Source organism: Pseudomonas sp. FG-3G, from assembly GCF_901007645.1.
GTDB lineage: Bacteria > Pseudomonadota > Gammaproteobacteria > Pseudomonadales > Pseudomonadaceae > Aquipseudomonas > Aquipseudomonas rhizophila.
This window is the reverse complement of the sequence record NZ_CAAKGZ010000045.1, coordinates 79,351-94,318: the sequence shown is the minus strand read 5'-3', so window position 1 is coordinate 94,318 and position 14,968 is coordinate 79,351. Positions and strand designations below refer to the sequence as shown.

The 14,968-nt window shown below is 61.2% G+C and carries 15 protein-coding genes; 7 read left to right on the top strand and 8 right to left on the bottom strand.

The window, feature by feature from the left end; genetic code table 11:
* Positions 1 to 4: 4 nt before the first annotated feature.
* On the bottom strand, positions 5 to 1,018 hold the full coding sequence (hemB, locus tag PSEUDOMOFG3G_RS26325; RefSeq protein WP_047226103.1) for a porphobilinogen synthase: 1,014 nt from the start codon (positions 1,016 to 1,018) through the stop codon (positions 5 to 7).
* 205 nt (positions 1,019 to 1,223) lie between these two features.
* Between hemB and PSEUDOMOFG3G_RS26320 the strand changes: the two genes are divergently transcribed.
* Positions 1,224 to 1,847, top strand: coding sequence for a DedA family protein (locus PSEUDOMOFG3G_RS26320; RefSeq protein ID WP_047226104.1), 624 nt, complete (start codon positions 1,224 to 1,226; stop codon positions 1,845 to 1,847).
* Here the strand turns inward: PSEUDOMOFG3G_RS26320 and PSEUDOMOFG3G_RS26315 are convergent.
* Positions 1,828 to 3,063 (bottom strand): sterol desaturase family protein, encoded by a 1,236-nt coding sequence (locus PSEUDOMOFG3G_RS26315; protein WP_139048903.1) that lies wholly within the window; start codon positions 3,061 to 3,063, stop codon positions 1,828 to 1,830. The two genes, PSEUDOMOFG3G_RS26320 and PSEUDOMOFG3G_RS26315, sit on opposite strands and share 20 nt — an antisense overlap.
* Positions 3,064 to 3,186: 123 nt before the next feature.
* Here PSEUDOMOFG3G_RS26315 and elbB point away from each other — a divergent pair, with 123 nt between their 5' ends.
* Entirely contained in the window at positions 3,187 to 3,855 is a 669-nt protein-coding gene (gene elbB, locus PSEUDOMOFG3G_RS26310; RefSeq protein ID WP_047226106.1) for an isoprenoid biosynthesis glyoxalase ElbB, read from the top strand.
* Between the two features lie 119 nt (positions 3,856 to 3,974).
* On the opposite strand, the gene PSEUDOMOFG3G_RS26305 is transcribed toward elbB, so the two are convergent.
* Positions 3,975 to 4,430: a YaiI/YqxD family protein gene (locus PSEUDOMOFG3G_RS26305; RefSeq protein ID WP_047226107.1), complete on the bottom strand. Its 456-nt coding sequence runs from the start codon at positions 4,428 to 4,430 to the stop codon at positions 3,975 to 3,977.
* 108 nt (positions 4,431 to 4,538) lie between these two features.
* Positions 4,539 to 6,437 (bottom strand): FTR1 family protein, encoded by a 1,899-nt coding sequence (locus PSEUDOMOFG3G_RS26300; RefSeq protein ID WP_139048902.1) that lies wholly within the window; start codon positions 6,435 to 6,437, stop codon positions 4,539 to 4,541.
* A gap of 311 nt (positions 6,438 to 6,748) precedes the next feature.
* Between PSEUDOMOFG3G_RS26300 and PSEUDOMOFG3G_RS26295 the strand changes: the two genes are divergently transcribed.
* The 4 genes from PSEUDOMOFG3G_RS26295 to PSEUDOMOFG3G_RS26280 all read left to right on the top strand — a co-directional run bounded on the left by PSEUDOMOFG3G_RS26295 (position 6,749) and on the right by PSEUDOMOFG3G_RS26280 (position 10,033).
* Positions 6,749 to 8,146, top strand: coding sequence for a COG3014 family protein (locus PSEUDOMOFG3G_RS26295; protein WP_047226109.1), 1,398 nt, complete (start codon positions 6,749 to 6,751; stop codon positions 8,144 to 8,146).
* A gap of 18 nt (positions 8,147 to 8,164) precedes the next feature.
* Positions 8,165 to 8,536 (top strand): YcfL family protein, encoded by a 372-nt coding sequence (locus PSEUDOMOFG3G_RS26290; protein WP_047226110.1) that lies wholly within the window; start codon positions 8,165 to 8,167, stop codon positions 8,534 to 8,536.
* A gap of 162 nt (positions 8,537 to 8,698) precedes the next feature.
* The gene (gene lpoB, locus PSEUDOMOFG3G_RS26285; protein ID WP_139048901.1) at positions 8,699 to 9,286 is read left to right on the top strand and encodes a penicillin-binding protein activator LpoB; all 588 of its coding nucleotides are present in this window, start codon (positions 8,699 to 8,701) and stop codon (positions 9,284 to 9,286) included.
* A 3-nt stretch (positions 9,287 to 9,289) separates the two neighbouring features.
* Complete coding sequence (locus PSEUDOMOFG3G_RS26280; protein ID WP_047226112.1) at positions 9,290 to 10,033, top strand: hypothetical protein; 744 nt, start codon at positions 9,290 to 9,292, stop codon at positions 10,031 to 10,033.
* A gap of 60 nt (positions 10,034 to 10,093) precedes the next feature.
* On the opposite strand, the gene rhtB is transcribed toward PSEUDOMOFG3G_RS26280, so the two are convergent.
* The 3 genes from rhtB to PSEUDOMOFG3G_RS26265 all read right to left on the bottom strand — a co-directional run bounded on the left by rhtB (position 10,094) and on the right by PSEUDOMOFG3G_RS26265 (position 13,305).
* Positions 10,094 to 10,726 carry a homoserine/homoserine lactone efflux protein gene (gene rhtB / locus PSEUDOMOFG3G_RS26275; RefSeq protein ID WP_047226113.1) on the bottom strand — a complete coding sequence of 211 codons (633 nt, stop codon included), beginning with the start codon at positions 10,724 to 10,726 and terminating at the stop codon, positions 10,094 to 10,096.
* 87 nt (positions 10,727 to 10,813) lie between these two features.
* Positions 10,814 to 11,395: a mechanosensitive ion channel family protein gene (locus PSEUDOMOFG3G_RS26270; protein WP_047226114.1), complete on the bottom strand. Its 582-nt coding sequence runs from the start codon at positions 11,393 to 11,395 to the stop codon at positions 10,814 to 10,816.
* Positions 11,395 to 13,305, bottom strand: a complete 1,911-nt coding sequence (locus PSEUDOMOFG3G_RS26265; RefSeq protein ID WP_047226115.1) for an ATP-binding cassette domain-containing protein — start codon at positions 13,303 to 13,305, stop codon at positions 11,395 to 11,397. Before PSEUDOMOFG3G_RS26265 ends, PSEUDOMOFG3G_RS26270 begins: the two co-directional genes overlap by 1 nt.
* A 50-nt stretch (positions 13,306 to 13,355) precedes the next feature.
* Here PSEUDOMOFG3G_RS26265 and PSEUDOMOFG3G_RS26260 point away from each other — a divergent pair, with 50 nt between their 5' ends.
* A complete protein-coding gene (locus PSEUDOMOFG3G_RS26260) occupies positions 13,356 to 13,820 on the top strand; it encodes a TIGR02444 family protein (protein ID WP_107321372.1) in 465 nt (154 codons plus the stop codon).
* Here PSEUDOMOFG3G_RS26260 and PSEUDOMOFG3G_RS26255 read toward each other — a convergent pair.
* Entirely contained in the window at positions 13,817 to 14,959 is a 1,143-nt protein-coding gene (locus PSEUDOMOFG3G_RS26255; RefSeq protein ID WP_139048900.1) for an AlgP family protein, read from the bottom strand. The genes PSEUDOMOFG3G_RS26260 and PSEUDOMOFG3G_RS26255 overlap by 4 nt on opposite strands.
* Positions 14,960 to 14,968: the final 9 nt, after the last annotated feature.

Here is a 14,968-nt window from a genome sequence, read left to right as displayed (position 1 = left end):
GAGGCTATTTCTGCTCTCGTAACAATTGGGCGGCGCGCACAGCAAAGTAAGTCAGGATGCCATCAGCTCCTGCACGTTTGAAAGCGGTCAAGGACTCAAGGATCACTCCTTCGCCCAACCAGCCGTTCTGGATTGCCGCCATGTGCATGGCGTACTCGCCGCTGACCTGATAGACAAAGGTCGGTACTTTGAATTCGTCTTTGACCCGGCAAAGAATGTCGAGGTAAGGCATGCCCGGCTTGACCATGACCATATCAGCCCCTTCTGACAAGTCCGCCGCCACTTCGTGCAAGGCTTCCTCGCTGTTGGCCGGGTCCATCTGATAAGAGGCCTTGTTGGCCTTGCCCAGATTCAGCGCCGAGCCGACCGCATCACGGAACGGGCCGTAATAGGCGCTGGCGTACTTGGCCGAGTAGGCCATGATCCGCACATTGACATGTCCGGCCACTTCAAGCGCCTCACGGATCGCCTGGATGCGACCGTCCATCATGTCCGACGGCGCCACCACCTGGGCACCGGCCTCGGCGTGAGACAACGCCTGCCTGACCAGTGCATCGACGGTAATGTCATTCTGCACATAGCCTTCTTCATCGAGAATGCCGTCCTGCCCATGCGTGGTGAACGGGTCCAGCGCCACGTCGGTGATCACGCCCAGTTCCGGGAAACGGGCACGCAGGGCCCGAGTCGCGCGCTGGGCGATGCCATCGGGGTTCCAGGCTTCGGCGGCGTCCAGGGACTTGAGCCCGGCAGGCGTGACCGGGAACAGCGCCAGCGCCGGAATACCCAGCTCGACCCACTTGGCGGCTTCTTCAAGCAACAGATCGATGGTCAGGCGCTCTACCCCGGGCATCGATGCCACGGCCTCGCGACGGTTCTCACCGTCCAGCACGAACACCGGCAGGATCAGGTCATCGGTGGTCAGCACGTTTTCACGCACCAGCCGACGAGAGAACTCATCACGGCGATTGCGACGCAGACGGGTAGCGGGGAACAGACGATTGGCGGGGGTAAAGCTCACGGCAGACTCCTGAGCCCGCGCTGACGGGCGAGCGTGACAGTTATAGACGGCCATTATGACGAACAGATGACAGATATGTGCACCTGCGTCCCGTCGTCGCAGTCATTGTCGTTGCAGGAAATGTTCACGTCGAGACACATCTCGATACTTTCCTGAATGTGTCCGAAGGGTTAGGCTGCGCGTTCATTTCGCCAGCACCCAGACAATGCTCCAGCAATTTCTCCATGACTTCGGCTACCTGGCCTTGTTTATCGGCACGTTCTTCGAAGGCGAAACCATCCTCGTGCTCGCAGGCTTCCTGGCGTTCCGTGGCTACATGGACATCAATCTGGTGGTGGTGGTGGCGTTCTGCGGCAGCTACGCGGGCGATCAGTTGTGGTACTTCATGGGGCGCAAGCACGGCCGCAGGCTACTGGCGCGAAAACCTCGCTGGCAGTTGATGGGCGATCGGGCGCTGGAGCACATTCGCCGGCATCCAGACATCTGGGTCCTGAGTTTTCGCTTCGTCTACGGCTTGCGCACAGTCATGCCGGTGGCCATCGGGCTGTCGGGCTATCCGCCGGGCCGCTATCTGTTGCTCAACGGTATCGGCGCGGCGATCTGGGCCACTGCCCTGGCCGCCGCCGCGTACCACTTCGGCGCGGTGCTCGAAGGCATGCTGGGCAGCATCAAGAAATATGAGTTGTGGGTACTCGGTGCCCTGCTGGTGCTGGGGCTATGCCTGTGGCTGCGTCGACGTATCAAGAATGCACGGCTGGCCAGGAAAGTCCTCGAAGCCGAACGGCTGGAGCAAGCCAGGACCCACGAGCCTACGACGCCAGCCGAGTGACCCGGCTGCGACAGCAATACAGCCCGATGCCACTGAGCAGGCTGTAGCTGAGCAACCCAACCCAGGCCACGGGGCTGGCCGGCCACAAACCCACCAGCGGCGCCAGCCACACCAGTGGTAAATTCAGGACCAGCCGCAACAGCTCCAGCCTCAGGGCCCACGGGCGATTCTCCAGGGCCACGCCCAACACAAACAAACCCAGCGCCACCGTGCCCCAACCCAACACCAGGGCAGCAACCGACAGGCTGTTCTCCAGGTTCATCAAGTAACTGCCCAGCGCAATGTAGGTACAGAACTGCAACGCCACGTACCACTGCTGGCGACCGTCCAGCGGCACCTCGAATTTGCGGAACTGACTCAGGTCCGGCTTGTTCAGCGGGTACCGCGCCGCCACATCCGCCGGACGCCAACCGGTGGGCATAAACCAGATCCGCAGCTTGTCTCGCCAGCGCTCTGCCCGTCGCGCATCCGCCCACAATTGCACATAGAACTGCAGGTTGGCCCACAACGGATTCCAGCTCGCCAGCGGCGTGGTCACGCCAAAAATCACCGGTTCGTTAGCGTCTTCTTCCTGAAAGGTGCGAAACAGACGGTCCCAAATAATGAACACCCCGCCGTAATTGCGATCCATGTAAAGAGGGTTCTGTGCATGGTGGGCGCGATGATTGGACGGCGTAACGAAACACCACTCCAGCCAGCCGAGCTTGGGGATGTGTTGGGTGTGGACCCAGAACTGATACAGCAGATTCAACGCCGCCACGCTGACGAACACCACCAGCGGCACGCCGGCCACCGCCAGCGGCAGGTAGAAAATCCAGCTCAACACAAACCCGGTGCTGGTCTGGCGCAACGCCGTGGAGAGGTTGTAGTCCTCGCTCTGATGATGGACCGAATGGGCCGCCCAGAGGATGTTGCGCTCATGGCCCATGCGGTGCAGCCAGTAATAACAGAAGTCGTAGAACACGAAGGCCAATACCCAGACCCAGGCCTGGTCGGCAGACAAGTGGATAACGGCCAGGTGTTCCAAGGCAAACGCGTAGGTCACCAACCCCACGCCCTTGGTCAGCAAACCGGTCGTGGTGGAGAGCACGCCGGTGCTCAGGCTGTTGATGGCGTCTGCCACGCGGTAATGGCTCACACCCCGCCAGCGGTCGGCCAGCAACTCGACGGCAATCAGCACAAAGAAAAACGGCACGGCATACAGAATGAAATTCATGACGCAACCCGAGCAGACAAAGCAGGGAGATAGTCGGCAGATTAGGTGTAGCTGCTCGATAACCCTATGGCAACGAGTGACAAATTAGTGGACATTTAACGCCATGAATCTGGAGAAAAGCCCATGAGCAAAAAAGTTGCAGTGATCCTTTCCGGCTGTGGCGTGTATGACGGTGCAGAGATCCAAGAAAGCGTGATCACCTTGCTGCGCCTCGACCAGCGCGGCGCACAGGTGCAATGTTTCGCCCCCGACATCGCGCAGTTGCAGGTCATCAATCACCTGACCGGCGAGCAGATGCCCGAGAGCCGCAACGTGCTGGTGGAGTCCGCCCGGATCGCTCGGGGCAATGTAAAGGATTTGCGCGAAGCCAACGTCGAGGACTTCGACGCGCTGATCGTGCCTGGCGGTTTCGGCGCGGCGAAGAACCTCTCCAACTTTGCCGTCGAAGGCGCGGGCTGCACCGTCCAGCCGGAGGTTCTGGCGCTGACCGAAGCCTTTGCCGAGGCCGGAAAACCGGTGGGGCTGATCTGCATTTCCCCGGCCCTGGCGGCAAAAATCTATGGTCCGGGGGTGACCTGCACCATTGGCACAGATACCGACACTGCCGCCGCCGTCACCAAAATGGGCGGCATCCACGAAGACTGCGCTGTCACCGATATCGTCGAAGACACTGCGCGCAAGCTGGTCAGCACGCCGGCCTACATGCTGGCGCAGAACATCAGCGAAGCGGCTTCGGGGATCAATAAACTGGTAGACCGGGTGCTGGAGTTGACTCACGAGAATGACGAGTAACACCACCCTTCAATGTGGGAGCGAGCCTGCTCGCGATGGCGTCAGTTCAGTTGATGTATCTGTTTGCTGACACACCGTCATCGCGAGCAGGCTCGCTCCCACAAGAGGTCCGAGCAGACTCAGGAAGTTCGGGCCAACCGCGTCAGTATCCGATCCAGCGCATTGGCGAACCCCTGCTTGTCCCGCTCGCTGTACGCTGCCGGCCCGCCGCCCATATGGCCCTGCTCACGCAAGTCGGTGAACAGGTTGCGCACCGCCAGCCGATCACCCATGTTCTGCGCATCGAACTCCTTGCCCCGCGGATCCAGTGCCGCAACCCCCTTCTTCACCAGCCGGTCAGCCAACGGTACGTCGCTGCAGATCACCAGCTCACCCGGTACGGCATGCTCCACCAGGTAATCGTCCGCCGCGTCAGGCCCGCTGGGCACCACGATCAGCTTCACGCAGGCCAGGGCCGGCTTGATCTGCGGTTGGCCGGCCACCAACACCACTTCGAAGCGGCGTTTCAAGGCGAACTTGACCACCAGTTCCTTCGCGGCCTTGGGGCAGGCGTCGGCGTCGATCCATACACGCATTGAGTTTTTCCTCTAATTAAAAGCATCGCGGGCAAGCCCTGCTTCCACAGGCGAATACTGACTGTGGGAGCAAGGCTTGCCCGCGATTATGAGCGCAGCGAATGCTGTTCAGGAAACCTGGACCCTACGCTTCTCCGCCACCCGACTGCGCCCGTACAACACCACAATGGCCACGATCGCCACCACTTGGGCGGCCAAGGAATAAGCATCGGCATGAATGCCCAGCCAGTCGAAATCGAAGAACGCCACCGGACGGGTGCCAAAGATCCCGGCTTCCTGCAGCGCCTTCACGCCATGACCGGCGAAAACCACTGACAGCGCGCAGAGCAATCCGGCATTGATGCTGAAAAACAACGCCAGCGGCAGTTTCGCCGAGCCGCGCAGAATCACCCAGGCCAACCCCACCAACAGCACCAGCGCCGTGGCGCCGCCAGCCAACACGGCATCATGCCCGGCGGGACCGGCTTGCAGCCACAGGGTTTCGTAGAACAGGATCACTTCGAACAGCTCGCGATAGACCGAGAAAAACGCCAGGATCGCAAAACCGAAACGTCCGCCGCCGCCCACCAGACTGCTCTTGATGTAATCCTGCCAGGCCGCCGCGTGACGTCGGTCGTGCATCCACACACCCAGCCACAGCACCATCACACTGGCAAACAAGGCCGTTGCGCCTTCGAGCAATTCGCGCTGGGCGCCGCTGACGTCAATCACATAAGCGGCCAGCCCCCAGGTCGCCAGACCAGCCAGCAGCGCCAGCCCCCAACCGACGTTGACGCTGCGAACCGCGGACTGTTGGCCGGTATTGCGCAGGAACGCCAGGATCGCCGCCAGCACCAGAATCGCTTCCAGCCCTTCGCGGAGCAGAATCAGCAAGCCCGAGATGTAACTCAGCGACCAGCTCAGACCGTCGCCACCCAGCAGATCCGCCGACTCCGTCAGCTTGGCCTTGGCCGCGTCCAGGCGCTGCTCGGCCTGCTCGACCGACAAGCCGTCCTGCAACGACTGACGGTAGGCCATCAGCGCTTTTTCAGTGTCCTTGCGCACATTGGCATCGACGTTATCCAGCGAACTTTCCACCAGCTCGAAACCTTCCAGGTAAGCCGCTACCGACAAGTCATAGGCTTGGTCGTGATCACCGGCGCGATACGCCGCGATGCTCTTGTCCAGGGTGGTGGCGGTGTAGTCGAGCAACTGCGCCGGGCCACGCTGCACCTGTGGCGGCTGGGCACGCTGGGCACGAAAGGTGGCTGCCGCTTCAGGGCCCTGCGCCGCGAGGATTTCGGCCGGTGTCTGGCGCGCGAGATCAGCGAGGTTGAAGGTCTGTCCGCTTTTAGCGGCCGCCGGGTCGGCGCTGAAGCTGGCGATGTACGTCGCCAGGTCCCAGCGCTGACGGTCGTCGAGCTGATCGGCAAAGGCCGGCATGTCAGTGCCTTCGACGCCCATGCCAAGCGTGTTGTAGATCGCGTAGAGACTCAGATGATCCAGGCGCGCCCCATCGCGCAGGTTGGCGGGTGCAGGCTCCAGGCCGACACCGGCAGGACCGTCGCCCGCCCCGCTGTCACCGTGGCACACCGAGCAATTTTGCGCATACAGCGGCGCACCGCGGGCCGGGTCCGGGGTGATCACCGGCGCCTGACTGACCTCATACGCCACCGCCAGTCTGGCCCCCAGTTGCCGCGCCAGGCGGGCGACCTCATCGCCGTCCTGATGCGCGGTGATGGCGCTGCGCAAGGCGCCGACGCCTTGTGTCAGCTCTGCTTTTTCAGGTTTGGCTGGCAGCGCAACGATCAGCCCTTCCAGGCGCTGGGTAAATTCCAGTTGCTCGCGGTATTCAGACTCGTCGACAACCTTGCCCGCCTGCACCGTCGCCGGATAATCCGCCCCGATGTAATCCAGTAAATGCAGCGCCTGGGGGGCGCCCTCCAGGGTGTCGGCCAATAGATTGGCGCTGCATAGCGCAAACAACGGCAGCGCTAGCCAGGCCAGAAAACGGTACGGGGCAGTCATGAATGACTCTCAGATGGAAATAAGAAGTAACACATTGTTCACTTCCAATGACCTTGACTCAAGGGTTGATGTGTTTCTGAAGCAGATTTCATCGGATCTTCACGCTTGGAAGTGATGTCACAAAAACTGCATTACGAGATTAAAAAGCCATTACATAGCCAACGGCCATGTTTATAATCCCGCCGCCCTCTTATTGTCCGAAGGCATAAAAGCTCCTCCGGTTATGAGGAACCGACAGCGCCCAGCGCTCGTCCGTGGATCGTCCCAGCCCGACCCGCACCCCCGGCTGATACCTCAGGGAAGAAGTATTCATGGCATCCCGTGCTGCTCTTTCGATCGCCCTCGGCGCGATCACCTTGTTGTCTGGCTGCTCTGCGTTTCGCAACTACGACAGCGAATTGGCCCAGACCAATCAGCAACTGGCTTCCGGCAACGTCGACGCGGCGTTGACCCTGCTGGAGAAGAACAACACCAGCCAAGACAAAGACCTGCTGTATTTCTTCGAAAAAGGCGAACTGTTGCGCGCCAAGGGCGACCTGCCCGGCAGTCAGGCTGCCTGGTCCAGCGCCGATCAGCAGGTGGGTCAGTGGGAAGATGCAGTCAAGCTCGACACAGGCAAATATCTGGCACAGTTCGGCAGCTTTCTGGTCAACGATAAAGTTCGACGCTACGAAGGCTATGACTACGAAAAGGTCATGCTGACCACGCAGATGGCCCTGAACCAGCTGGCCGTGAACGACTTCGACGGCGCGCGGATGCAGATCAAGAAAACCCACGAGCGCGAAGCGGTGATTGCCGACCTGCGGGACAAGGAATACCTCAAGCGCGAGGAGGACGCCGAGAAGCAAGGGGTCAAGACCGAGTACAAGGACCTGCAGGGCTACCCGGTGGCCAGCCTCGACGCGCCGGAAGTGATCAGCCTGAAAAACAGCTATCAGAGTGCGTTCAGCCATTACCTGGCCGGGTTCGTCTATGAAGCCTTGGGCGAAAAAGACCTGGCCGCTCCGGGTTATCGCAAAGCCGCCGAACTGCGTCCGAATACGCCGTTGCTGGAGCAGGCATTGATCAACCTCGACAAGCCCGCTGGCAAGAAGGATGAAAGCGACATCCTGATTGTGGTGCAGAGCGGCCTGGCGCCGTCCCGGGACTCGATCCGCATTCCCCTGCCCCTGCCCATCAGCGGCAATGTGGTGATCACGCCACTGTCATTCCCCCTGATCAAGCCTGACACCTCCACCGCCACGTTCACTCAAATCGGTGTCGACGGTCGTCAACTGGACCTGACCCAGCTCAACAGCACCACAGCCATGTCCCGCCGCGCCCTGCGCGACGACATGCCCGGCATCATCCTGCGCACAACCGTGCGCGCGATCACCCGGGGCGTGGCGCAAAAACAGATCAACGAAACCAATCCCCTGGCCGGCCTCGCGGTGGGCCTGACCTCGGCCGTGCTGGAAGGCGCGGACACCCGGACCTGGCGCACCCTGCCGGACTACACCCAAGTGGTGCGTCTGCGCCTGAAAAAAGGTGAACACCACGTCACCTTGCCGAGCGCGGTGGGCGGTTCGGTGGTCAAGGTTACCGTCGATCAGCGTTACCAGGTCATCAGCCTGCGGGCGGTGGGCAATCAGGTCTTCGCCGGTGGCCTGGCCGCCCAGGTGATCCCGAGCACCAACCCGACCGCCGTCGCCAGCATCAAGCAACCTTAAGAACGGAGTCTTGTTCAAATGCGTTTAAAACTGATCACCCTCGGTGTCCTGGCCTTGCTGGCCGGTTGCGCCACCCCTGCGCCGCCGGAGCCGGGCAGCGCCGCCAGCAAAGTCGTGGCCATGGGCAAGCAGAAAAACATCGTGGTCGGCGCCATGCGCGTGGCCCGGGAAAACGGCTACCTGACCGTCAATGTGCAGTTGAGCAACACCAGCTTCAACAACAAGACGATGTACTACCGCTTTGCCTGGTTGGGACCGGAAGGCTTTCCGGTTGCCGAGGAAGAAACCTGGAAAAGCCTGACGCTGTACGGCGAACAAACCAGTTTCCTGCCGGCTATCGCACCGACCCCCAAGGCTGTGGATTTCCGATTGGAAATCAATACGCCTTGAGCCACACACCTGTGGGAGCGAGCTTGCTAGCGATAGCAATGCATCAACCAGCAATGCGCTTGGCTGACAGACCGCTATCGCGAGCAGGCTCGCTCCCACAAAAGGCTCTACTGACTGGCACCACGCGTTAACCCTAATTTTTCAGCTTTCGAGAGCACTCCCATGTTTGTACGCATTTCATCCCTCGCCATTGCCGCCCTGCTGGTCAGCGGCTGTGCCAACAACTCTCCGGTCCTGGGCAACAAGAACATCAGCTACGGCGACACCAAGGCCGTGGAAACCGTGACCAACGAATTCGGTTCCACCGATCTGCAAATGATCGCCGAGTCCATGACCCGCTCCCTGGCCCAGTCCGGCATTCTGCAGGGCCGCCCGGTGGTTCAGGTCTATGACGTGAAGAACAAGACCAGCGAGTACATCGACACCCGCGAGATCACCACCAGCATCAAGACCCAATTGATGAAGACCGGTGCGGCACGTTTCGCCAGCGACAACAACGCCATGGACAGCCAGGTTGACCAGCTCAAGCTGCAAAACCAGAGCGGCCTGTACAAGAAAAGCACCGTGGCCAAGACCGGCAACATGATCGCGGCCAAATACCGCCTCGAAGGCTCCATCAGCTCGATCGTCAAGCGCAGCAGCGACTACAAGGACGTCTTCTACAAATTCAGCCTGCAATTGATCGACGTCGAAAGCGGTCTGGCCGAGTGGATGGACGAGAAAGAAATCCGCAAGACCACGGAGCGCTAAGCCATGCGCACATGGATCGGCATCATGGCCCTGGCCTGCGCGTTCGGCGCCCAGGCGGCCCCGAAAGTCGCGGTCACTGACCTGGCGTACCAGCAACGGGTGGAGGAATACATCCACACCGTTTCGGCCCAGAGCAACTTCCAGGCGAACCCTTACAGCGCCAGCGCTTCGTCGAGCTACGACGAGATGGAAGCCACCACCAGCTACATCGAGCAGGGCGAACTGCGCAAGTTCACCGGCGACATCAAGGGCGAAATCCTGCGCAGCGGGATGTTCCAGCTCGTGCAAGGCACGCCCCACACCGCTTCGTCCACGGGCGACGTCTATGACGTGATCAAGCGAATCAAGGCTGGGCACTTCAAGGGCGCCGATTACGTGCTGTTCGGCACCGTATCGGACATCGACTTCACCCGCGACATCAATGAACTGGCCAATACCAACAGCTACTCGGCCGTGCTCGCCTTGACCCTGGTGGCGGACTTCAGCCTGATCAACACCAAAACCTACGAAATCACCTCGGCCTTCACCGCCATGGGTGAAGGCCAGGACACCAAGCTGCTGAATCATCGGGACGTACGCATCAACCTCAACCGCCCGCGAGTCGTGCGCGAGGTGTCCAAGGCCCTGGGTGAGGACGTAGCGCGGCAACTGAGCGAACAACTTGGCGGGCCGAACTACGAACAAGCCGGCGAGCCTGCGCCGCGCAACAACCTGCCACGGGATACCGCGCCGGTCATTTTGCGCTAAGCGGTTCAGCGATTATTTTGTGGCGAGGAGATTTATCCCCGCCACATTGGAACCGGCGGGTTAGACCGAGGCTTTGCGAATTGTCGCCAGCAACCCCGCCGCACCAATGAACAGCCCGGCAAAGGTGCGGTTCATTCGACGCTGCTGTTTCGGAGTGCGCAGCAGGCGCAGGACTTTGGATGCCAGCCCGGTGTACCCGGCCATGACGATGAGGTCGACGCAAACCATCGTCACACCCAGGATCAGGTATTGCTTGATCAGCGGGGCATGGGGGTCGATGAATTGAGGCAACACCGCAAGCATGAACACCAATGCCTTGGGGTTGCTGATGTTGACCAGAAAACCGCGAAACACCAGCGCCAAAGGCTTGCCGATAGGCCGCACGGCCGCGTCATCACTGAGATCGCCCGGGATGGCTCGCCACTGCTTGACGCCCAGATAAACCAGATAGGCCACACCAAACCACTTGATCGCATAAAACGCGGTCGCCGATGCGGTGAGGACCGCGCCGACACCGGCGGCGACAATCACGATTTGCAACGCCAGACCCAATTGCAGGCCCAGGGCATTCCAGTAGCCGCGCCAGAAACCGTATTGCAGACCGCTGGACATCGATGCGATGGCACCAGCACCCGGCGAAAGACTGATCACCCAGCAAGCGGCGAAAAACGCCAGCCATGTCTCCAGCACCATTGCACACCTCGGCTCAGATTCGTTGAAACCACTAAGCTAATGCGCCGCCGGACGGTTGACCACAGATATTTAACGATCGAGCCCCGCTTACTCGACGAACCCGCCGACCGGAAACGCCTCGTTGCCGCGCCAGCGTCGAACTGAACGTTGGAAGAACAGGCTGTTGGGCACTTGCACCATGGAACTGCCCGTACCGAGTTCCTCGGGTTCGATCAAGGTGGTGTAAAGCAGGTTGATGGCCACCACCCGCCCCTTGATGCCGGGCTTGTCGGTGGACTCCACCAGCTCAACTACATCGCCCAGACGAAACGGCCCGACGGTGTAGATCAAAATGGCGCACAACAGATTGGACAGTACGCTCCAGATGGCGAAGAACGCCACCGCCGCCACCGCGACGAACCCCGACAGCGCGGTCCACAGCACCGTGGCCGAGACGCCCAGGCGTTCAAGCACCACCAGCACCGCGCTGCCCATGATCAGCCAGCGCAGCACACCCCGCAGGATGATCACCAACTGGGACGGTAACGGGTAGCGCTCGGCAAGGCCCGTGAGGGCCCGCGCCACGCAACGCTGTGCGATGTAGCCGGCCAGCAGGATCAGCAGTATTTGCACACCGAGCCAGATCGGCTCGACCCACATGACGGGTATCGGCAAAGCCAAGGCTTCCATCAGGACAGTGCCTCCAGCTCCGCTTGCAGGTTTTCCAGCAGTTCCAGGGCTTGCATCCACGCCTCCTCAAGCTCCGCTTCCCGAACCTTCAGCCTGGCCTGTTCGGCCAGCAGATCGCGCAACTCATCCTTGCGCGCCGCTTCGTAGAGACCGCTGTCGCCGAGGCTGGTTTCGATCTTTTGCAGTTTTTCATGCAGCTTGCCCAGTTCGACTTCGAGCTTGTCGGCCTCACGCTTGTGAGGCGCCAACTGCTGACGCAATGCGGCGGCGGCCTGGCGCTGGGCTTTCTTGTCGGTCTTGTCCGGGTTAACCGGCGTGGTACTGACCGGTGCGTTGCGCTGACGGTAATCCACCAGCCAACGGGCATAGTCTTCCAGATCACCGTCGAACTCTTCGACCTTGCCGTCGGCCACCAGGAAAAAATTATCCGTGGTGCTCTTGAGCAAATGCCGGTCGTGAGACACCACCAGCACCGCGCCGCTGAATTCCTGCAAGGCCATGGTGAGGGCCAGGCGCATTTCCAGATCGAGGTGGTTGGTCGGTTCGTCGAGCAGCAACAGGTTCGGCCGGCCCCAGGCGATCAATGCCAGCGCCAGGCGAGCCTTTTCACCACCGGAAAAATTCAGTACCGGCTCATCGATGCGCGCACCACGAAAGTCGAAACCACCGAGGAAATCACGCAGGGTCTGCTCGCGTTCGTTCGGTGCCAGACGCTGCAAATGCAGCAGCGGGCTGGCCTTGGCGTCGAGAGAATCGAGCTGATGTTGGGCGAAGTAACCGACCACGGTGTTCTCGCCCCGGGTCAGACGCCCGGCCAGGGGCTCGAGCTCGCCGGAGAGATTCTTGATCAGGGTCGACTTACCAGCACCGTTCGGGCCCAGCAGGCCGATCCGCGCACCAGGGGTCAGCTGCAGCTTGACCTTCTCCAGCACGGTCTTGTCGCCATAACCCAGACGCGCATCCGACAGGTCGATCAGCGGGCTGGAAATCTTGGTCGATTCGCGGAAAACAAAATCAAACGGTGAATCGACGTGGGCCGCGGACAGTTCTTCCATCCGCTCCAGTGCCTTGATCCGGCTCTGGGCCTGACGGGCCTTGGTGGCCTGGGCCTTGAACCGGGCGATGTAGCTTTCCATGTGCGCACGCTGCGCCTGCTGCTTCTCGTAGGCCTGCTGTTGCTGGGCCAGGCGTTCGGCACGGGCCCGCTCGAATGCGCTGTAGCCGCCACGGTACAAGGTGAGCTTGCGCTGGTCGACATGGGCGACATGATCCACCACCGCGTCGAGAAAATCGCGGTCATGGGAAATCAGCAGCAATGTGCCGGGATAGCTCTTGAGCCAGTCTTCGAGCCAGATGATGGCGTCGAGGTCCAAGTGGTTGGTGGGCTCATCGAGCAGCAGCAGGTCCGAAGGGCACATCAGGGCCTGGGCCAGGTTCAAGCGCATCCGCCAGCCACCGGAGAAATCCCCAACCTGACGGTCCATCTGCTCATTGGTAAACCCAAGGCCTGCCAGCAGCTTGCGTGCGCGGGCATCGGCGGTGTAGCCGTCGGCGCTGTCGAGCTCCGCGTGCAGACGGGCCTGTGCGGCGCCATCGTGTGCCGCCTCGGCCGCCGCCAGGTCGCGCTGGACCTGACGAAGGCGCAGGTCGCCGTCAAGCACGTAGTCCACCGCCAGGCGCTCAAGGGTGTCGACCTCTTGGCGCATGTGGGCGATACGCCAATCGGCGGGCAGCAGGCAATCGCCCGAGTCCGGATGCAGTTCACCTCGAAGCAGGGCGAACAGGCTCGATTTGCCGGCGCCGTTGGCACCGATGAGGCCAGCTTTGTGGCCGGCGTGCAGGGTCAGCTCGGCGTCTTCTAGCAGACGTTGCGGGCCACGCTGTAAAGTCAGGTTCTGAAGTCGAATCATAATGGCGGCGGAGTCTACCAGCTTCGCTCGCAACTGGCGCGAGTAGCACGATGTCCTCTGATCTATGGAGCTTTTCCCTCGACCTCTACGCCAAGCCTGGTGTGGAACAAACCTGCCTGGCGCTGCAGGGCGCCGGCGCCAATGTCTGCCTGCTGCTTTGCGGGCTGTGGCTGGAACAGCGCGGGGTAGCCTGCACTGAACAAAGACTGCAACAGCTTCAGCAATGGGTCGGCCCTTGGGACACGGACGTCGTTCAGCCCTTGCGCACGCTCCGTAGCCAATGGAAAGCCCGCGCCCTTCAAGACACGGCACTCGATAGCCTGCGCGAGCAGGTCAAGCGACTGGAACTGGAAGCCGAGCGACGATTGCTGGAGCGACTGGAGACTGCGACCAAGGAATGGCCTGGGGAACAACCCAAAGATTCAGCGCAATGGCTGCAAGGACTCGTGGCGGGCGCCGACCAAGGGAACCGCGACGCGCTGCATCAGCTGCGCGTCGCGGCGTCCGGCACTTAGGAAGCGCGGGTTGGGGTGTTGCTGCTCGGCGCCGGGGCGGCGCTCGGGTTCAGCGCCGGGGTCGCAGTGCTGGCGGTTGGCGCAGGGGTCGCTGCAGGAGCCGGAGTCGATGTCGCAGGCTTGGCCGCCGGAGCAGTCGAAGGTTTTGCGGCAGCAGGCGTTTTCACGGCGGGTTTCGCAGCAGGCTTGGCCACAGGCTTGGCGGCGGCAGGCTTCGCGGCGGGTTTGGCAGCAGCCGGCTTGGCAGCCGGTTTAGCCGCAGCTTTGGCAGGTGCTTTGACAGCGGCTGGCTTGGCAGCGGGTTTAGCTGCAACTTTGGCGGGCGCTTTGGCAGCGGCTGGCTTGGCAGCCGGTTTGGCGGCGGGCTTGGCAGCAGCCGTTTTTGTAGCAGCTGGCTTGGCAGCCGGTTTAGCCGCGGCGGTTTTTGTCGCTGCGGGTTTGGCGGCGGCTGTTTTAGCGGTCGGTTTAGCAGTTGGCTTGGCGACAGGTTTAGCGGCTGGCTTGGCCGCCACTTTGGCCGCCGGCTTGGCGACAGCTTTAACGGCGGTTTTTTTCGCAGCAGGTTTTGCAGCGCTGGCAGCAACCGGTTTTTTCGCAGCCGGTTTAGCGGCTGGTTTGCTCGCTGCTTTGGCCGGCGCTTTTGCGGCAGGTTTGGCAGCTACCTTGGCCGGTGTTTTTGTCGCGACAGGTTTAGCGGCCGGTTTTCTGGCCGATACAGCGGCAGCGGCAGGCTTGGCAGCACGAAGGCTCAGTGCCTTGCCCACGGCTTCTTGCACACGACCGACGCCTTGGGCCAGTTTCAGGCTTTCCTGGGCATCACGCTTGAGTTGCAGAATATAGGCGCGGGTTTCGGACTGACGATCCTTCAAGGCATCGAGCAGATCTTCGAGTTCTTTCACAGCGTCTTTGGCCTTGGCTTGTGCCTTGGCCTTGCCGGCGGTGGCCGCGTCTTGCAGTTTGGTGCGCGACTTGTGCAGTTTTTCCTGCGCTTTGCCGCGTTGTTTTTCCAGTTTGGCGAGCAGTTTTTCAGCATCAGCCAGGGCTTGGGAGCAGGCGTTTTCCAGATGCTCGAGCAGACTGCCCGAAAGTTGTTGGAGCAAGTGCAACGGAGTGTTTACTGGCTTCTTGGTGGCCGACATGGTTTACCT

Coding starts and splice junctions, on each gene's coding strand:
- PSEUDOMOFG3G_RS26300 (WP_139048902.1), bottom strand. CDS start 6,437: ATGACTGCCCCGTACCGTTTTCTGGCCTGGCTAGCGCTGCCGTTGTTT.
- PSEUDOMOFG3G_RS26265 (WP_047226115.1), bottom strand. CDS start 13,305: ATGATTCGACTTCAGAACCTGACTTTACAGCGTGGCCCGCAACGTCTG.
- rhtB (WP_047226113.1), bottom strand. CDS start 10,726: ATGGTGCTGGAGACATGGCTGGCGTTTTTCGCCGCTTGCTGGGTGATC.
- PSEUDOMOFG3G_RS26280 (WP_047226112.1), top strand. CDS start 9,290: ATGCGCACATGGATCGGCATCATGGCCCTGGCCTGCGCGTTCGGCGCC.
- PSEUDOMOFG3G_RS26270 (WP_047226114.1), bottom strand. CDS start 11,395: ATGGAAGCCTTGGCTTTGCCGATACCCGTCATGTGGGTCGAGCCGATC.
- lpoB (WP_139048901.1), top strand. CDS start 8,699: ATGTTTGTACGCATTTCATCCCTCGCCATTGCCGCCCTGCTGGTCAGC.
- PSEUDOMOFG3G_RS26305 (WP_047226107.1), bottom strand. CDS start 4,430: ATGCGTGTATGGATCGACGCCGACGCCTGCCCCAAGGCCGCGAAGGAA.
- PSEUDOMOFG3G_RS26290 (WP_047226110.1), top strand. CDS start 8,165: ATGCGTTTAAAACTGATCACCCTCGGTGTCCTGGCCTTGCTGGCCGGT.
- PSEUDOMOFG3G_RS26260 (WP_107321372.1), top strand. CDS start 13,356: ATGTCCTCTGATCTATGGAGCTTTTCCCTCGACCTCTACGCCAAGCCT.
- elbB (WP_047226106.1), top strand. CDS start 3,187: ATGAGCAAAAAAGTTGCAGTGATCCTTTCCGGCTGTGGCGTGTATGAC.
- PSEUDOMOFG3G_RS26255 (WP_139048900.1), bottom strand. CDS start 14,959: ATGTCGGCCACCAAGAAGCCAGTAAACACTCCGTTGCACTTGCTCCAA.
- PSEUDOMOFG3G_RS26320 (WP_047226104.1), top strand. CDS start 1,224: ATGCTCCAGCAATTTCTCCATGACTTCGGCTACCTGGCCTTGTTTATC.
- PSEUDOMOFG3G_RS26315 (WP_139048903.1), bottom strand. CDS start 3,063: ATGAATTTCATTCTGTATGCCGTGCCGTTTTTCTTTGTGCTGATTGCC.
- PSEUDOMOFG3G_RS26295 (WP_047226109.1), top strand. CDS start 6,749: ATGGCATCCCGTGCTGCTCTTTCGATCGCCCTCGGCGCGATCACCTTG.